Origin of the sequence: Amycolatopsis sp. NPDC021455 (assembly GCF_040640995.1) — a bacterium.
Taxonomy (GTDB): Bacteria; Actinomycetota; Actinomycetes; order Mycobacteriales; family Pseudonocardiaceae; genus Amycolatopsis.
In genome coordinates this window covers 168,299-184,741 of record NZ_JBFACT010000006.1, presented here as the reverse complement: position 1 = coordinate 184,741, position 16,443 = coordinate 168,299, and the positions used below count along the sequence as shown (strand labels likewise).

The 16,443-nt window shown below is 70.5% G+C and carries 13 protein-coding genes; 8 read left to right on the top strand and 5 right to left on the bottom strand.

All coding sequences use genetic code 11. The features are described from left to right. Positions 1 to 276 precede the first annotated feature (276 nt). Positions 277 to 921, bottom strand: coding sequence for a response regulator transcription factor (locus AB0G28_RS11915; protein ID WP_361086702.1), 645 nt, complete (start codon positions 919 to 921; stop codon positions 277 to 279). 261 nt (positions 922 to 1,182) lie between these two features. Continuing rightward, positions 1,183 to 1,965, bottom strand: a complete 783-nt coding sequence (locus AB0G28_RS11910) for an SDR family oxidoreductase (RefSeq protein WP_361086699.1) — start codon at positions 1,963 to 1,965, stop codon at positions 1,183 to 1,185. Between the two features lie 85 nt (positions 1,966 to 2,050). Here AB0G28_RS11910 and AB0G28_RS11905 point away from each other — a divergent pair, with 85 nt between their 5' ends. Then, on the top strand, positions 2,051 to 2,899 hold the full coding sequence (locus AB0G28_RS11905; protein WP_361086696.1) for a helix-turn-helix transcriptional regulator: 849 nt from the start codon (positions 2,051 to 2,053) through the stop codon (positions 2,897 to 2,899). Between the two features lie 107 nt (positions 2,900 to 3,006). On the opposite strand, the gene AB0G28_RS11900 is transcribed toward AB0G28_RS11905, so the two are convergent. The 3 genes from AB0G28_RS11900 to AB0G28_RS11890 form a co-directional block, all read right to left on the bottom strand. After that, on the bottom strand, positions 3,007 to 4,077 hold the full coding sequence (locus AB0G28_RS11900) for a class I SAM-dependent methyltransferase (RefSeq protein ID WP_361086693.1): 1,071 nt from the start codon (positions 4,075 to 4,077) through the stop codon (positions 3,007 to 3,009). Positions 4,078 to 4,170: 93 nt separating this feature from the next. Continuing rightward, complete coding sequence (locus tag AB0G28_RS11895; RefSeq protein WP_361086689.1) at positions 4,171 to 4,332, bottom strand: hypothetical protein; 162 nt, start codon at positions 4,330 to 4,332, stop codon at positions 4,171 to 4,173. A 236-nt stretch (positions 4,333 to 4,568) separates the two neighbouring features. Next, on the bottom strand, positions 4,569 to 5,720 hold the full coding sequence (locus AB0G28_RS11890; protein ID WP_361086688.1) for an NAD(P)/FAD-dependent oxidoreductase: 1,152 nt from the start codon (positions 5,718 to 5,720) through the stop codon (positions 4,569 to 4,571). A 108-nt stretch (positions 5,721 to 5,828) separates the two neighbouring features. Here AB0G28_RS11890 and AB0G28_RS11885 point away from each other — a divergent pair, with 108 nt between their 5' ends. From AB0G28_RS11885 to AB0G28_RS11855, 7 genes are all read left to right on the top strand, one after another. Next, a complete protein-coding gene (locus AB0G28_RS11885) occupies positions 5,829 to 6,512 on the top strand; it encodes a TetR/AcrR family transcriptional regulator C-terminal domain-containing protein (protein ID WP_361086685.1) in 684 nt (227 codons plus the stop codon). A gap of 338 nt (positions 6,513 to 6,850) precedes the next feature. Then, positions 6,851 to 7,309: a hypothetical protein gene (locus AB0G28_RS11880; protein ID WP_361086682.1), complete on the top strand. Its 459-nt coding sequence runs from the start codon at positions 6,851 to 6,853 to the stop codon at positions 7,307 to 7,309. A gap of 655 nt (positions 7,310 to 7,964) precedes the next feature. After that, positions 7,965 to 9,590 (top strand): M28 family peptidase, encoded by a 1,626-nt coding sequence (locus AB0G28_RS11875; RefSeq protein WP_361086679.1) that lies wholly within the window; start codon positions 7,965 to 7,967, stop codon positions 9,588 to 9,590. A gap of 74 nt (positions 9,591 to 9,664) precedes the next feature. Continuing rightward, positions 9,665 to 11,266, top strand: a complete 1,602-nt coding sequence (locus AB0G28_RS11870) for a metallophosphoesterase family protein (protein WP_361086676.1) — start codon at positions 9,665 to 9,667, stop codon at positions 11,264 to 11,266. Between the two features lie 279 nt (positions 11,267 to 11,545). After that, positions 11,546 to 13,084, top strand: coding sequence for a GH25 family lysozyme (locus tag AB0G28_RS11865; RefSeq protein ID WP_361086899.1), 1,539 nt, complete (start codon positions 11,546 to 11,548; stop codon positions 13,082 to 13,084). An 83-nt stretch (positions 13,085 to 13,167) separates the two neighbouring features. Then, positions 13,168 to 14,190: a LacI family DNA-binding transcriptional regulator gene (locus tag AB0G28_RS11860; RefSeq protein ID WP_361086673.1), complete on the top strand. Its 1,023-nt coding sequence runs from the start codon at positions 13,168 to 13,170 to the stop codon at positions 14,188 to 14,190. 139 nt (positions 14,191 to 14,329) lie between these two features. Beyond that, a complete protein-coding gene (locus AB0G28_RS11855) occupies positions 14,330 to 16,438 on the top strand; it encodes a glycoside hydrolase family 36 protein (RefSeq protein ID WP_361086670.1) in 2,109 nt (702 codons plus the stop codon). Positions 16,439 to 16,443 lie beyond the last annotated feature (5 nt).

The following is a 16,443-nucleotide window of genomic DNA, read 5'->3' as shown; positions in this document are numbered from 1 at the left end:
GAAGAGCTCGTAACGCGCCAGCGGCAACACCGGCGCGGAGTCGTCTTCCCTGGACAAATCGACCTCCGTCCACTATTCACGGTTTTCTTCGGGCAGGAACCCGCACCGTCGCGACTTCCGTGATCATTCTGGACACCCGGGGAGACCAGCCGACTCCGCCATCGGGGTGATCGGAACAGCGGCCGGGGCCCGAATCCGCGGGCGTGGCCGGCCAGGAATCATGGTAGGAGGGCGGCCGCGGCGACACATCGGTCGAAAGAACGAATATCGACAGTTTCACACCAGGCCGAGGTCGCGGGCGAAGGCGGCCAGCTGGGTGCGGCTGCGCAGGTCGAGCCGGGCCAGCATCCGGGAGACGTGGGTCTTGATCGTGGACTGGCTCAGCCCCAGCTCGGTCGCGACCTCGAGGTTCGAGCAGCCCTGCGCGACGAGCCGCAGGACGCTCAGTTCCCGGTCGGTCAGCGGGATCCGCGTGCGTTCCGGCAGCCGGTGCGCGGCCCGGGCGCGGAACTCGTCGAGCAGTTCGCCGGCCGCCGCGGGGGCCAGCCAGCCGCCGCCGGCCGCGAGGGTCCGGACGATGGTGCCCCACGGGCAGACGCCGGCGCTGTCGACGACGTAGCCCCGCACGCCGGCCTTCGCGGCGGGGACCACGTCTTCCCGGTGGTAGGTATCGGTCAGGAGCGCGACGGCGGGCGGCCGGCCGCCGCGGGTGATGTCCCCGGCGACGGCGAGGCCGTCCGCGCCGAGCACGCCGCGATCGAGCACGACCACGGACGGCGCGAAGTCCTCGAGCGCGGTCATGATGTCACTCCAGGTCTCCGGCGCCTGCTGCCGCACCTCGATGTCCACCTCCGCGGCGAGCTGCCGCCCGATGCGGCGGGCACGGCAGCCACGGGCCAGGATCAAGAGGACACGGATCACGATCGCGGCAGCCCGCCCCCGGCACCCGCATCGAGCCGACAATGGTTCGGACCAATCGCCGCGAGCACCCGCGTCACCTCCGCAGACGGTCCGCCGCACGTCACGACGGATCGGCTCCGGAAAGTAGCGCGGCGATGACGAAGCGCACCAGCGGTCCACCGTCGATCTTCGTCCGATTCCCGCACGAGGTCCTCGCCCGTGCGTGTCAGGAATGCTTACAGGCAAGGAGAAATCGCCGGTCCGCGGTGGACGGCGACGCGCTCAGGCGCCCGCGCCTCCGTCCACCGGCACGATCGCGCCGGTCACCATCGAGGCTCGGTCGCTGAGCAGCCACGCCGCCGCCTCGGCCACCTCGCGGGGTTCGGCCATGCGGCCGAGGGGAGTCGCCGCGTTGTTGGCCTCGACGATGCCCGGGGACACCGCCTCCCACGCGTCGATCATTTCCGTGGCGGTGCCGCCGGGGGTGATGCCGTTCACCCGGACACCGTGCGGGCCCCACGTCACGGCCGCGGTCTCGGTGATGCTGTTGAGCGCGCGCTTCATGGCGCCGTAGGCGGGAAGCGCGGGGTTCGCGCGGCGGCTGCCGATGCTGGAGGTGTTGACGATCGCCCCGCCACCGTGGCGTCGCATGAGCGCGGCCTCGGCGGTCATGGCCGTCCAATGCGCACGGAAGTTCACGGCGAACTGCGCGTCGATGTCGTCGTCGCCGGTGGTGTCGAGCGGACCGGGCCGCTGGATCACCGCGCCGTTGTTGAAGGCGCCGTCGAGCCGTCCGTGCAGCTGCTCGACGCGGTCGACCGCCGCGCGGATGCTCACGCGGTCGGCGAGGTCCAGGGTGACGGCGTCGGCGACGCCGCCGTCGGCGCGGATCTCGGCGACGATCCGCTGGAGAGCGTCGGTGCCGCGGGCGGCGAGCACGACGGCGGCGCCCTCGGCGGCGAAGAGCCGGGCCGCGGCCGCCCCGATGCCGCGGCTGGCGCCGGTGATGAACACGACCTTGCCGGTGAGCAGGCCGATGGGTGCGATGTCACTGGTGTTCGTCATGACGACAGCTTCGGCCCGGTCCCCGGCGGGAGGCAGGCACAGGCGGTACCAGGATCCGCCGTCACGCGGCGGGCAGAATCGGGGTATGGACAAGCAGCAGCTCGGGGCGTTCCTCCGCAGCCGTCGCGAGCGGCTCCGGCCGGAGGACGCCGGCCTCCCTTCGGGTCCGCGGCGCCGGACACCGGGTCTTCGCCGCGAGGAAGCCGCGGTCCTCGCGCACATCTCCACCGAGTACTACGTCCGGCTCGAGCAGGGCCGGGCACCGCGGCCGTCGGGCGAGGTCCTCGCCGGGATCGCCGGCGCGCTGCGGCTCACCGACGCCGAGTCCGACCACCTCCACGTCCTCGCGGGTACCGCGCCGACCCGTACCCGGCGGCACCGGCGCGACGTCCGCCCGAGCATCCTCGCGCTCCTCGAGCGGCTGCCGCAGACGGCGGGCTTCGTGATTTCCGCCGCGTTCGAGGTGCTCGCGTGGAACGACCTCGCGGCCGCGCTCATGGAAGACTTCGCCGAGCTCGCCCCGCAGGACCGGAACCTCGCGCGCCGGGCGTTCCTCGGACCGGCGCACCCCGACGCGGCGCTGTACGGCATCTCCGACGCCGCCGAATTCCGCCACCACGTGGTCATGCAGCTCCACGCCACCCTCGCCCGCTACCCGTCGGACCCCGCGGTGACCGGCCTCGTCGACGAACTCCGCGCCGCCAGCCCCGACTTCGCCCGGCTCTGGGAGCGCCACGACGTGCAGGCCCCGCCGACGCTCACGAAGACGTTCCGCCACCCGGTCGTCGGGGAGATCACCGTCGACTGCGACTCGCTCACCCTCACCGACCGCGACCAGCACCTCGTGCTCTACAGCGCACCGCCGGGATCCCCCGGCGCCGAGGCCCTGGCCCTTCTCGACGTGCTGGGGGCCGGGGCCGGAAGAGGGCTGTGAGCGGCCGGACGAACTCGAGTCCGACGTGGCCGAGCCCGATCGGCTCGAACAGCCGCCCGTCGTCCCGGGGCCACGACCGTTCCCCGGACGGAAGGCGCACGTGCGGGCTATGCGGCGTCCCGGCGGGCCACCACCCGATACGCGTTGGACCACCCCCGCTGCCGGCCGAACGGTGCGCTGATCCGGTCCACCACCGAGGCCAGTACGAACAACGGCACGCACACCACGAACGTGGCCTTGCGCACGATCCGCCGCCACCGCCGCGGCGGGGCGTCCCGCCACGGAAGATCTTCGCCGGCGATGGTCAGGGCGTTGACCGCCATGAGCGAGACGGCCAGTACGTCGATCGCGGAATGCGGCTCGGCGCGCTGCTCGGCGATCACCGTGAAGCCGAGGGCCGCCAGCTCCGCGCGGAGGTTGGCGATCGGCATCAGGTTCAGGTGCTGGGGTTGCAGCCAGGGCATCCACCACCGGCCGAGCAGCCTCGCCCAGCGGCACTCCGGATCGGGCAGCTCGATCGCCAGCAACCCGCCGGGCCGCAACACCGTCATCGCCGCCGCCAGCTCACGCTTGGGTTCCGTGGTGTGCTCCAGGTAGTGGTACATGCTGACCACGTCGTAACGCCCGGCGAGGTCCTCGGCCACGTCCACGAACGACCCCCGATAGCCGGTACGGATCCAGCCCTGGCGGCGCGCCGACTCCACTCCGTCGCCGAGATCGAGACCGTCGAACTCGACGCCGGGCAGCACCGTGGCGGCTTCCTGGCAGAAATGGCCGTGTCCCATGCCGACGTCGAGCCACTCACCCGATGTGCCGATGTCGCGGACCAGCTCGGCCCGGGAGCGATAGCCCGCCCGGTTGCTTTCGAACATCCCGGTCATGTTCTTCTCGCCGAGCCCGTCGTAGCAGTCCCGGTAGTAGAACTCGAGCCCGGCCGGGTTCAGCCTGGGGTTCTGGAAGATGTGCCCGCAGTCCCGGCATTCGTCGAGGACGAACCGGCCCGGCTTGTGCTGCAGCAAGTCGGTCGTGCGCAACCGGGCACGAAGGGCATCGGAGTCACACCACGGACAGCGGGTGCGGCGCGGCTCGAAGAACCGATCCACACCGCCGGCCAAGTCCTCCAGGTAGGCCGGTCGGCGGGAAGCGACCTGATCGGCCGGCGCGTCGTCCTCGATCATGGAGGCGGAGCCTAGTGCGCGGACCACCGGGAGTGCACCGTCGAAGGGACGAAAGTGCGTGTGAGGAACAGGCCGGCGTTCCCGCTCCGTGTGTCAGGAGCCGAAGGACACCGACGGGACAAGGGGTGCGACCTTCGTTCCGCTGTAGAGGAAGGCCGAGAGCGCGTGGGGATGGCCGGCCGCGGCGAGCCGCCCGGCCGGTGCGCGCACGTCCTCCGCCGCAGGCAGCAGCAGGTCGACGCCGACAAGGCGCACGGCGTAGCCGGGACGGGTTCGGCCCCGCCGGCACCGAACCGGTCGGCGAGGACGAGCAGGGCCCGGTGGTCGGTCACCCCGACCGCCAGGAACGCGTTCCCCGGCCTGCCAAGGACCTCGAAGCCGAGCAGGTCGACGTAGAACGGCTCGGTGGCCTCGAGTCCGTGTCGGTCACCTTGAGGCGACCGTCGGTTCGATCGCACCCAGCGTCAGGCCGGCGTCCAGCCGGCCGGTCGTCATTTCCCCTCGCTGTTGCCGGCGAAAAGACCCTCGAAGAACGCGACCATCTTCAGCGGCCGGCCGTCGACGAACATCATGTCGAGACCGTTCTGCGACGCCGCCGCGGATTCGGCGCCGCGGGGGAACATCGTTTTCTCGTAACGCGCGAGCGCGGTTTCCACGTCGGAACCACCGAGAATCTCCCGCGCCAGGTCGGCGCCGTCGATCAGCGCGATGTTGGCGCCTTCGCCCGCGAACGGCGACATCAGGTGCGCGGCGTCGCCGACCAGGGTCACGCCGGGCACGCGCTCCCACGTGAGCCCGGTCGGCAGGGCGTGGATCGGCCGGCACCAGACGGCGTCGTCGTCGCACTCGCGGATCAGGCCGGTCAGGGCCGGGTCCCAGCCGGAATACTCGCGAAGCAGTCCCGCGCGCACGGATTCCGGGTCCTGCCAGTCGATGCCGCTGTCGGCGACCCAGTTCTCGGGGACACGCAGGCCGCAGCCGAACGCGATGGTGTTCCCGCCGTGCCCGCCGATGTACTTGTTGTCCGACAGCGCGAAGAAACTCCCTCGCCCGGTGAGTTCCAGCGCTTCCGGGTGTTCGGTCACCGCGTCGGTCAGGCGCATTTCGACCACGGTGATCCCGGTGTAGCGGGGCTTCGCCGGAGTCAGCAGCGACCGGATCCTCGACCACGCGCCGTCCGCGCCGACGACGAGATCGGCGCGGACCCCGGACCCGTCCGCGAACTCCAGTGCGTACCCCGGCTCGGCGGGCCGCGCGGCGACGACCTTGCGCCCCCAGGCGATCGTGCCCGGCTCCAGCGAGCCGAGGAGCAGCTGCCGCAGTTCCGTCCGGTCGATTTCCGGCCGGCCACCGCCGCCCGCCGGTTCAGGCCGGTCGACGAGCACGCGTCCGGTCTTGTCGAGCAATCGCACGTCCTCGCCGCCGACGTGCGTACGAGCACGGAACTCCTCGTAAAGGCCGGCTTCCTTGAGCGCGATCTGCCCGCTGTCGTCGTGAATGTCGAGCGAGCCGCCCTGCCTACGGGAATCCGGGGCGGCGTCCGCCTCGTAGACGGTGACGGGTATTCCGTTCCGCTGGAGGATTCGCGCGCAGACGAGACCGCTCAGGCCGGCGCCCACAATGGCGATACCGCGTGGGGACATGTCGATTCCACCTTTCCTCTTTCTCGTGGAGACCCCACGGACAGTAGGCTTGACGAACCCCGTTCGTCAAGTTGACGAACAGGGTTCGCGAAGGCTACTCTCGACGGCGTGCCGCAGCATGATCCCTTCAGCGCCGCCGAGGTCGAGAGCCGTCGCAGAGCAGCGAAACCACTGCTCAGCCGGGAGGCGATCGTCGAGGAGGCGCTGCGTCAGATCACCTCGGACGGGGTCATGAGCCTCCGCAAGATCGCGAAGGCACTCGACACGGGTCCGGCGTCGCTCTACGCCTACGTCAACGACGTGGGCGAGCTCCAGGCACTCGTCCTCGACCGCGTCCTGGAGGCCGTCGAGGTCGGCCGGACGGAAGGCACCTGGCGCGACCGGCTCGAACGACTCCTCCGCTCCTACACCGAAGTCCTGATGAGCAGCCCGGCCGTCGCCCTGATGGCCATCCGGACCACCGCCGTGGGACCCAACGCGCTGCGCATCGCCGAGAACCTCCTCGGACTCCTCGCCGAAGCCGGCGCCGACCGGGCGAACGCGGCCTGGGCCATCGACATGCTGACGATGTTCGTCACCGCGGTCGCGGCGGAACACGCCCAAGGCCCGGACCCGGGAGCACCGGACGGCCCGATCGCCCAGGCGATCAACCGCGCCCCGGCGGACGAGTACCCCCGCGTCCACGCGGCACGCACCGAGATCATGTCGGGCACCGGCGAGGAAAGGTTCGCCTGGTCGATCGACGTCCTCCTCCGCGGCATCCTTTCGCGCGCGGGTTTATCGCCCCACTAAGCTCCGGTGAAGCGGCTGTCAGCAGAGGGGGCGGGGATGGCCATCAGGTGGCTGAAGCGCAGAGGATGTCGTTGCGATCCACAGTGGCCCTCGCTGGTCACGGAGCAGAACGGCTATTCGATGCCCGCCATCCCGGCGGAGCACGGCAGTCCGCGGACCCGGATGAACGACCTTCGCGCGCGGTGCGCGGTCTGCGCCGCCGACTACCCGGGGAACTTCGTGATCGCACCGGGGACGCCGCCTCCGTTCGCGTGGGCGAGGGAATCGGAAAGCTAGCGGAACACGCCGCCGGCCGCGCCACCGTTGACTTGCCGGCCGCAGCCGGGCGATCATGCCGCATGGCCGAACAGGTTTCACCGGAGAGCGACTCCGACGACGACACAGCACTCGTAGTCGCCGCACTCAATCATTCCTGGGCCTGGTACGACGCTCGTATCGGCCGGGGCCTCCAGGTGGTCAACTACTTCCTCGTGGCCATCGCGGTCCTGGCCACCGCCTATGTCAACGCGATGAATTCGAAACTCTACGCCGTAGCCGCCGTGATCGGACTGGCGTCAGCCGCCTTGACAGCAGCTTCGTTCTCGGCGGGAATCCAACAAAGACGCCTTGCTTCCAAGAGCGAGCTCGCCCTCTCCGATCTGCAGGACCTCATCGCCACGAGGTTGGAGGTCGACTCCTTCCGCATGGTTCAAAATCCGCCGGTGCGCACGCCGCGATATGTTCCTTCACTGATCGCATTCGGTGTATCAGGTGTACTCTGCCTCGGCTCGGTGCTCTACGCCCTGCTGGGACACTGAGACGCCGCAGACCGGCCCTTCCAAACGTCGGCGGTACGGGCATGAGCGCTGGTCGTTCTCCCAGGCGCGCCCTTCGGCCTCCGCGATGTCTCCCACCGCCTGGACCAGGACGGCAGCCTCGTCGGCGGTGCCGTACGGGCGACGCCGTGCTTGAAGTGCGCGATCCGGCGTTCGATGGCGTAGCGGGCCCGACTGCGGGAGATCCAGTTCTCCTGCCAGCGATAGGTACTCCGGACGCCGGCGACGATCACCGCGGCGTCTTCGATCCAATGCGGCTCCTGCTGTCGAGTCCAAGGTCAACGACACCACCTCCGCACGGCAAGTCACTCCCGCCTATCGCCGCGTTACGGCGCCGGGAGCATTTTCGGCAATCCGCGACCTGCGCGACACAGCAAGATAAGGACGAAATCGACATTCCAGATCCCCGGCACACAACCGGCAAACCAGTCAACAATGTTTCCCGCGAAACAGTGATTCTCACACATTCGACACGCCATCCGTTCCGGAAAAAATCAATGCACAAATGTGCGTCTGGTCACCCGGTCCGAAGTGTGGGACGGTGGGAAGGTTCGGTCGGGTTGGCGAATGTGATCGCTACGATGGGAGCTGCCGAATGTCCGGTTTTCTGCGGGGTTCATCGGGTCGGATCGGCGTCGTGGCCGCGGTTGCCGCGCTCGTCGCCGGGTTCACGACGGCGCAAGCCGCCGCCGCATTGAACGGGGGTGGTGGTCCGGGTGACTGCTTCGACCGGGTCAACAACACGGCGAGCAAGCTGGTGCCCTGCATCAGAACCGACGATCTCTGGCACCACATGCGGGTCTTCCAGGCGATCGCCAACGCCCATCCCGGCCCCGACGGCCATCCGTCGCGCAATTCCGGCGAGCCGGGGTACAAGGCTTCCGCGGACTACGTCGCCAGGGTGATGCGGCAAGCCGGTTACGACGTCAAGATCCAAACCTACAAGTTCTTCTACTTCGCCTACACGGCCTTGCCCGTGTTCCGGGAAACCTCTCCCACGGCGCACGACTACACCGTCGTCACCGACTGGAACCCGGGCCAGGCCACCGGGTCCACGACGGCGGCCCTGCAGCCCGCGGGCGGCATCGTCGTCCCGCCGACGCAGACGCCCAGCTCCGCCAGCGGATGCACGGCGGGTGACTTCACCGGGTTCGTCGCGGGCCGCGTCGCGCTGGTCCAGCGGGGCACCTGTCCCTTCGGCGTCAAGGTCCAGAACGCGCAGGCCGCCGGGGCGTCCGGCGTGGTCGTCTTCAACGAGGGCAACCCGGGACGGACGGCGGTGCTCAACGGCAGCCTGACCGACGCCGCCGGCAACCGGATCGTCCCGACGATCCCGGTCTCGTTCACCTCGTTCGCGACCGGCCAGGACCTGCTCAGCCAGTACAACGCGGCCGTCCAGGGCGGGACCGCGCCGCCGGTGATCAACCTCGCCGTCAAGGCGGTCGTCAACCCGAACGCCGACGACTACAACGTCATCGCCGAATCCCGGGGCGGCGACCCGGACCACGTCGTGGTCGTCGACGCGCACCTCGACGCGATCTACGGCGCCGGCATGCTCGACAACGCGTCCGGGTCCGCGACGATCCTCGACATCGCCCAGATGATGCACAAGGTCAAGCCGCGCAACAAGCTGCGGTTCATCTGGTTCGGCGGCGAGGAACTGGGCCTGCTGGGTTCGTCGTTCTACGTCGACAACCTCAGCCCCGCCGAGCTGTCCAAGATCGGCTACGACCTCGACGCGGACGTCACCGCGACACCGAACTACGTCGTCGGCGTCCTCGACCCGGCCGGTGTGGACCTGTTCACCCGCACGGTTTCCACGCAGTTCCCGCCGCAGGTGTACGAGCCGTCGAAGGTGGCGCGGGACCAGGGCATCGGGTACTTCACCTCGATCGGGAAGAAGAACATCCTGTTCTCGCCGGTCGGCACGGACGCGTTCAGCTTCAACCAGGCGGGAATTCCCGCGAGCGGAGTGCTGACCGGACAGGACTGCTGCAAGCTGCAGTCGGACGTCGACCTCTTCGGCGGCTCGCTCGGCAATTTCGAGGGAACCGTCCCGGGCACCGACGGCGGCTGCGTCGACAACCCCTTCCGCTGGTGCGACAACCTCGCGAACAACGATCCGAAGGTCATGACGTTCGTGTCCCGCGGATTCGCCACCATGGTGGTCGACATGGCCTTCGACACGAGTGTGCTGTCCTCGGGCGGCAAGGTGGCCGCCAAGGCGACGGCGGCGGCCGGCACGGGCGGGCCGGCACGGTAACCGACCGGCCGAGTTCCACCCCCGTTCACCGAACGGGGGTGGAAAGCCCGGCACCGGTGGACCACCGTGTGCGGATGACCGACGACGAAAAGATCTTCACCCACCACGTGAGCCGCCGCGGGTTCCTCACCGCCGCCGGGGCCGCCCTCGCCGCCGGGGCCGCCGGCGCCGGGACGGCGGAGGCCGAGCCGGCCGCGGAACTCACCGCGACCGCCGGCGCCGACCCGGCGAAGACCCCGCCGGTCGCCGGGCTGCACCTGCAGTTCGGGGCGGACGCCGCCGGTGAAGTGGTCGTTTCGTGGCACGCGCTGCAGCCGACGCGAAACGCGCGCGTGCTCCTCGGCCGCGCCGACGGCCGGTACGAGCGCAGTGCCCCGGCGAAGACCGTCAGCTACACCGACGCGAAGTCCGGGCAGATCGTCTACGCCTTCCACGCGTCGCTTCGGGGGCTGCAGCCGGACCGCGAGTACATCTACGCGGCGCTGCACGACGGCGCCGAGCCGGTGCTCGCGACGTTCCGCACCGCGCCGCGCGGGCGCGGGAAGTTCACCTTCACCAGCTTCGGCGACCAGGGCACCCCGACGCTGGGCAAGCGCTACGTCCCGCCGGCCGGTGTCACGCTGCCGAACCCGCCGCTGGTCAACGACAACCTCGGCTCGCCGGCCGCGGGCGACACCACCGCCGGCGTCGAGCGCGTGCGGCCGCTGTTCCACCTCTTCAACGGCGACCTCTGCTACGCCAACCTGGCCACCGACCGGGTCCGCACCTGGTGGGACTTCTGGACCAACAACAGCCGCAGCGCGCGCAACCGGCCGTGGATGCCCGCCGCCGGCAACCACGAGAACGAGCTGGGCAACGGCCCGATCGGTTACGCCGCCTACCAGACGTACTTCGCCGTGCCGCCGGCGTCCGGTCAGACGGACCTCACGCGCGGCCTCTGGTACTCCTTCACGGTCGGCTCGGTGCGGGTGATCAGCCTCGCCAACGACGACATCTGCTACCAGGACGGCGGCAACTCCTACGTCCGCGGTTATTCCGGCGGCGCGCAGAAGGCGTGGCTGGAGCGCGAGCTAGCGGCGGCCCGGGCCGACCGCGGCGTCGACTGGGTGGTCGTCTGCATGCACCAGGTCGCGATCAGCACCGCCGACCAGTTCAACGGCGCCGACCTCGGCGTCCGCGAAGAGTGGGTGCCGCTGTTCGACCGCTACGGTGTCGACCTCGTCGTCTGCGGCCACGAGCACCACTACGAGCGCTCCCACCCGATCCGCGGCGCGACGGCGAACCCGACGCGCACCCCCGTGCCGGTGTCGACGCGCACCGACGTCGTCGACACCACGAACGGCACTGTCCACATGGTACTCGGCGGCGGTGGCACGTCGGCGCCGTCGAACCAGCTGTTCTTCACCCCGCCGCGGTGCCGGGTGATCACGAAGGTCGGCGACCCCGACCCGGCGACCGGCAAACGGCCACCGGTGTACGTCACCGAAGACGCCCCCTGGTCGGCGGTCCGCGACGCGGCGAACTCCTACGGCTTCGCGGCCTTCACGGTCGACCCGGGCACCCGCCCCGGCGGGACGACGACGATGCGGGTGACGTACTACGACGTGGTCGGCACTGACGGCACCCTGAAACCGTTCGAAACTTTCCTCCTGGAACGGCATCGCTCCGACGGCTGACACGTCCTTTTCGGACAAACGCGGCGACACTTCCCCCGGGGAAGATTTCCTCGTGTGCATCGGTAACGCTTCCGGGCTCCCGTCGATAGCGGTGTGAACGAATACCGGGTGGAGGTTGCGGTGGGTTGGGTTCAGCGTGCGGTGACCGCGGGTGCGGTCACCGCCTTGTTCACGGGTGTGCTGGCCGGGGTTCCGGCGGCGGCCACGGCATCGGGCGGTCCGGCGGTCACGAGCGCCGCCGGGAAAGCGAGCGCGCCGGCTCATCCGGGCTCGGACTACATGGGCTCGACGATCGGTGCGCACGACACCGCGACGCCCAAGGCCGCCGCGCGCGCGGCGGCGACCTCGGCCTCGGGGGTGACGACGCCGGGCATGGACGTGTCCCACTACCAGGGCACTGTGGACTGGGGCGCGGCGGCGAACCAGGGCGCGAAGTTCGCGTACATGAAGGCCACGGAGAGCACGACCTATGTGGACCCGCAGTTCACGACGAACTTCGCCGGTTCCGCGAACGCCGGGCTGCTGCGTGGCGCGTACCACTTCGGACTGCCGGACACCTCGTCCGGCGCGGCGCAGGCGCAGTTCTTCCTGAGCCACGGTGGCGGCTGGGTCGCGGACGGCAAGACGCTGCCGCCGGTGCTCGACATCGAGTACAACCCCTACAGCACGCAGGACTGGGCGGGGTACTGCTACAACATGACCCCGGCGCAGGTTTCGGCGTGGATCTCGGACTTCGTCACGACGATCCACGACCGCACGAACCGGTGGCCGGTCATCTACACCACCAACGGCTGGTGGACGCACTGCACCGCGAACGACCCGAACTTCACCAACGATCCACTGTGGATCGCGGGAACGGTCACGATGCCGGCGAGCTGGACGGACTTCACGTTCGACCAGACCGCGTCGTCCGGCACGTTCGCCGGTGACCAGGACGTGTTCAACGGCAGCCTGGCCGATCTGCTGGCCTTCGGCACCGGCACCGTCGCCGACAAGATCACGCAGCACTACACCGACCTCGGCGGCGCGTCCTCCTACCTCGGCAACCCGTCCGGCGGCGAATACGCGGCCGCCGGCGGCTGGGCGCAGAACTACGAGCAAGGCATCATCGGCTACTTCCCGGCGACCGGGGCGTACGCGGTGCACGGCGCGATCTGGCAGCACTACCAGCAGCTCGGCGGCCCCGGCGGGGTGCTGGGCCTGCCGACCACGGACGAGACCGGCACGCCCGACGGCGTCGGGCGCTACAACCACTTCACCGGTTCGCTGGGCGCCTCGATCTACTACACGACGTCGACCGGTGCCAAGGCGGTCTACGGCGTGATCCGGCAGAAGTGGGCCGCGCTCGGCTGGGAAACCGGACTGGGCTACCCCACCACCGACGAGACCGGGACTCCGGACGGCGTCGGCCGCTACAACCACTTCAACGGCGCCCAAGGCGCGTCCATCTACTACACGGCGGCCACCGGCGCGCAGTCGATCCACGGCCTGATCCGGCAGAAGTGGGCCGCCCTCGGCTGGGAAACCGGACTGGGCTACCCCACCACCGACGAAGCCGGAACGCCCGACGGCGTCGGCCGCTACAACCACTTCAACGGCGCCCAAGGCGCCTCGATCTACTACACCGTGGCCACGGGCGCCCAGTCCATCCACGGCGCGATCCGCCAGAAGTGGGCCGCACTGGGCTGGGAGACCAGCCGCTTGCACTACCCGACCAGCGACGAGTTCGCGGTCACCGGCGGCCGCCGCAACAACTTCCAGGGCGGGACGATCACCTACGTCACCGCCAGCGCGACGACCCAGGTCGCGTACAGCTGATCCCGCGCCGGCGGGCCTGGCCGCGAGGTGCGGCCGGGCCCGCCGGCTTTGACGTGGCGACCTGTACCGATCACGATGGCACGGTGACCCGACGTTCCTCCGCCGCGCCCAGCATTCGTGACGTCGCGGCCGCCGCGGGTGTCTCGTACCAGACCGTGTCACGGGTGCTGAACGACTCGCCGTACGTCAACGCCGGCACCCGGCAGCACGTCCTGGAGGTCATCGAACGGCTGGGGTACCGCCCCAACCGGGCGGCCAGGGCGCTCGGTTCGGGGCGGTCGAACGCGGCGACGGTGGTCATCTCCGACACGACGCTGTACGGCTACGCCTCGACCCTGCGCGGGATCGAGGAGGCCGCCCGCCTGAAGGGGCTCGCGGTCGGGGTGCGGGTGGTGGAGTCGGACCGGCCCGCCGACGTCCGGCAGGCCGTCGAGTACGTGAGCGACCCCAATGCCGGCGGGATCGTGGTGGTCGCCTTCGACGCCGCCGGTGCGGGAGTCCTGCGGGCGCTGCCGGCGGAAGTCCCGGTGGTGGCCGCGACGGAAGCCGGCGGCCTGGGCGACGTCCCGCGCACGATGATCTTCCTGGACGAGCGGCAGGCCGCCGCCGACGCGACCCGGCACCTGCTGGACCTGGGGCACCGCACGGTCCACCACGTCGCGATCCCCTCGGAGACCGGCACGAGCGCCCGCCAGGCGGGGTGGCGCGGCGCGCTCGAGGCGGCGCGGGTGCCGGTGCCGCCCGTCGTGCCCGCGGGGTGGGACGTGCGGTCGGCCTACCTGGCCGGCCGGGAGCTCGCGGCGGACCCGCGAGTGACGGCGATCCTCTGCGGCAACGACGACACCGCCATGGCGGTCCGCCGCGCGCTGCACGAAGCCGGGCGAGACGTGCCCGGTGACGTCAGCATCGTCGGGTTCGACGACGTTCCCGGCGCCGCCTACTGGACCCCCGCGCTCACGACCGTCCGGATGGACTTCGTCGCACTGGGCCGCGCCTGTCTCGCCGCACTCGCCGCCGACCTGGCCGGAAACCCGCAACCCGCCGTCGAACTCGCGCCGCCCGCCCTCGTGATCCGCGAATCCACCGCCCCGCCCCGCGCGCGGTGAACATCGGACTGTTCGTAACAACAAGGTAACGCGGGCTTTTCAGCCGGACGTGGGAACAGTCACACTGCTGGCCTGCGATTGTGACCGGTCACATATGCCGTGAACAGCAGAAACGACAACCGCGTGATAGGGAGCAACGGTGATCTCGACGGAGTCGGCCACGACCCTGGCCTGGGGCCACTCGGCGTTGGAACTCGTCGTGGACGTGTCCCCGGACGGCCCGGTCGCCCTCCGGTGCCTCACCGCCGGCGGCGCCCACAACCGCCTCCGGGCGGGACAGCCGCTGGTGGAAATGCTGGTCGCCGGCGAAGGCCGGGCCCGTGCTTCGCACCGGTTCTCCGAGACCGCGATCGGACGGAGGCTGGTCTACACCGGCTCGGTCCGGGGCGAGGACGGGAAGTGGCGCGAACTGCACGTCGACCTGCGCGACGAGCGCACCGGGCTGACCGCGCGGACGTCGTTCCGCTCGGTCGACGGCGTCGCCGCCTGCCGGATCACCACCACGGTGACCAACCAGGGCCCGGAACCCGTGCTGCTGCAGGGCGTGACGTCCTTCGCCGCGGGCTTCCCCGGCGCGCGCGTCGAAGACGTCGACCTGCTCCGGGCCGACAGCGAATGGCTCGGCGAAAGCCGGTGGACCCGCCGGCCGCTGCGCGACGACGTCCTGCCCGACCTCAACCTCGGGCTGCACGGCCAGGACGGCCGCGGCCGGTTCGCCGCCGTCAGCACCGGCACCTGGTCCACCGGCACGCACCTGCCGACCGGCGGGCTCGCCGACCGCCGGACCGGGCAGGCCTGGCTGTGGCAGGTCGAGCACAACGGCGCCTGGCGGTGGGAGGTGGGCGAACGCCGGGACGGCGCGTACCTGGCCCTGCTCGGGCCGACGGACATCGACCACCAGTGGCACCAGGCCCTCCAGCCCGGCGAATCCTTCACCACCGTTCCCGTGTCGGTCGCCGTGTCCGATGTGGACGGTTTGGCCGGTGCGGTCGCCGCGCTCACCGCGCACCGGCGCGAGCTGGTCCGCCCGCACCTCGACCGGTCCAGGCTGCCGGTCGTCTTCAACGACTACATGAACACGCTGATGGGCGACCCCACCACGGAGAAGCTGCTCCCGCTGATCGACGCCGCCGCGGCGGCCGGTGCCGAGGTGTTCTGCATCGACGCCGGCTGGTACGACAACGGCACCAGCTGGTGGGACAGCGTCGGCGAGTGGCAGCCTTCGGAAACCCGGTTCCCCCGAGGGATCGAAGAAGTCCTCACCCGGATCCGCAAGCGCGGCATGGTGCCCGGCCTGTGGCTGGAACCGGAGGTGATCGGCGTGCGCAGCCCGATGGCGGACAAGCTGCCCGACGCGGCCTTCCTGCAGCGCGGCGGCGTCCGGCTCGTCGAACACGACAGGTACGTCCTGGACCTGCGGCACCCGGGCGCCGTCGCGCACCTGGACGGCGTGGTCGACCGGCTCGTCGAAGACCTCGGGGTCGGCTACTTCAAGCTCGACTACAACGTCGATCCCGGCGCGGGCACCGACCTGGCCGCCGACAGCGTCGGCGCGGGCCTGCTCGCCTGCAACCGGGCGCACCTGGCGTGGCTGGACGGGGTCCTGGACCGGCATCCCGGGCTGATCCTCGAGAACTGCGCGTCGGGCGCCATGCGCATGGACTACGCGATGCTGTCGCGGATGCAGCTGCAGTCCACCAGCGACCAGCAGGACTACCTGCGTTACCCGCCGATCGCCGTGGCCGCCCCGCTGTCGGTCCTGCCGGAGCAGTCGGCCAGCTGGGCCTACCCGCAGCCGGACATGCCGGACGAGGACTTCGCCTACACCGTGTGCACCGGGCTGCTCGGCCGCTTCTACCTTTCGGGACGGCTTGACCTCATGTCCGCGGACCAGCAGGCTTCCGTGCGCGCCGCGGTGGAGGTGTACCGCGAAATCCGAAAAGGACTGACGGCTGCGGTTCCCCTGTGGCCGCTGGGCCTGCCCGGCTGGAGCGATCCGTGGCTGAGCCTGGCCCTGCGCTCCGGCGACGTCACGCACCTCGCGGTGTGGCGGCGCGGGGACGACGCCGGGCCCGTGACGTTGTCCTTGCCACACCTGCGATCCCAGCACGTCCACATCGAGGCACGCTACCCCCGGGACCTGCCCGCCTGGACCGTCGAATGGGACACCGAAACCGGTTCCCTCACCCTGACCCCCACCCCGCACACCACCGCGTCCGCGCGGCTCTTCCGCATCGTCGCCGGTTAACCCCT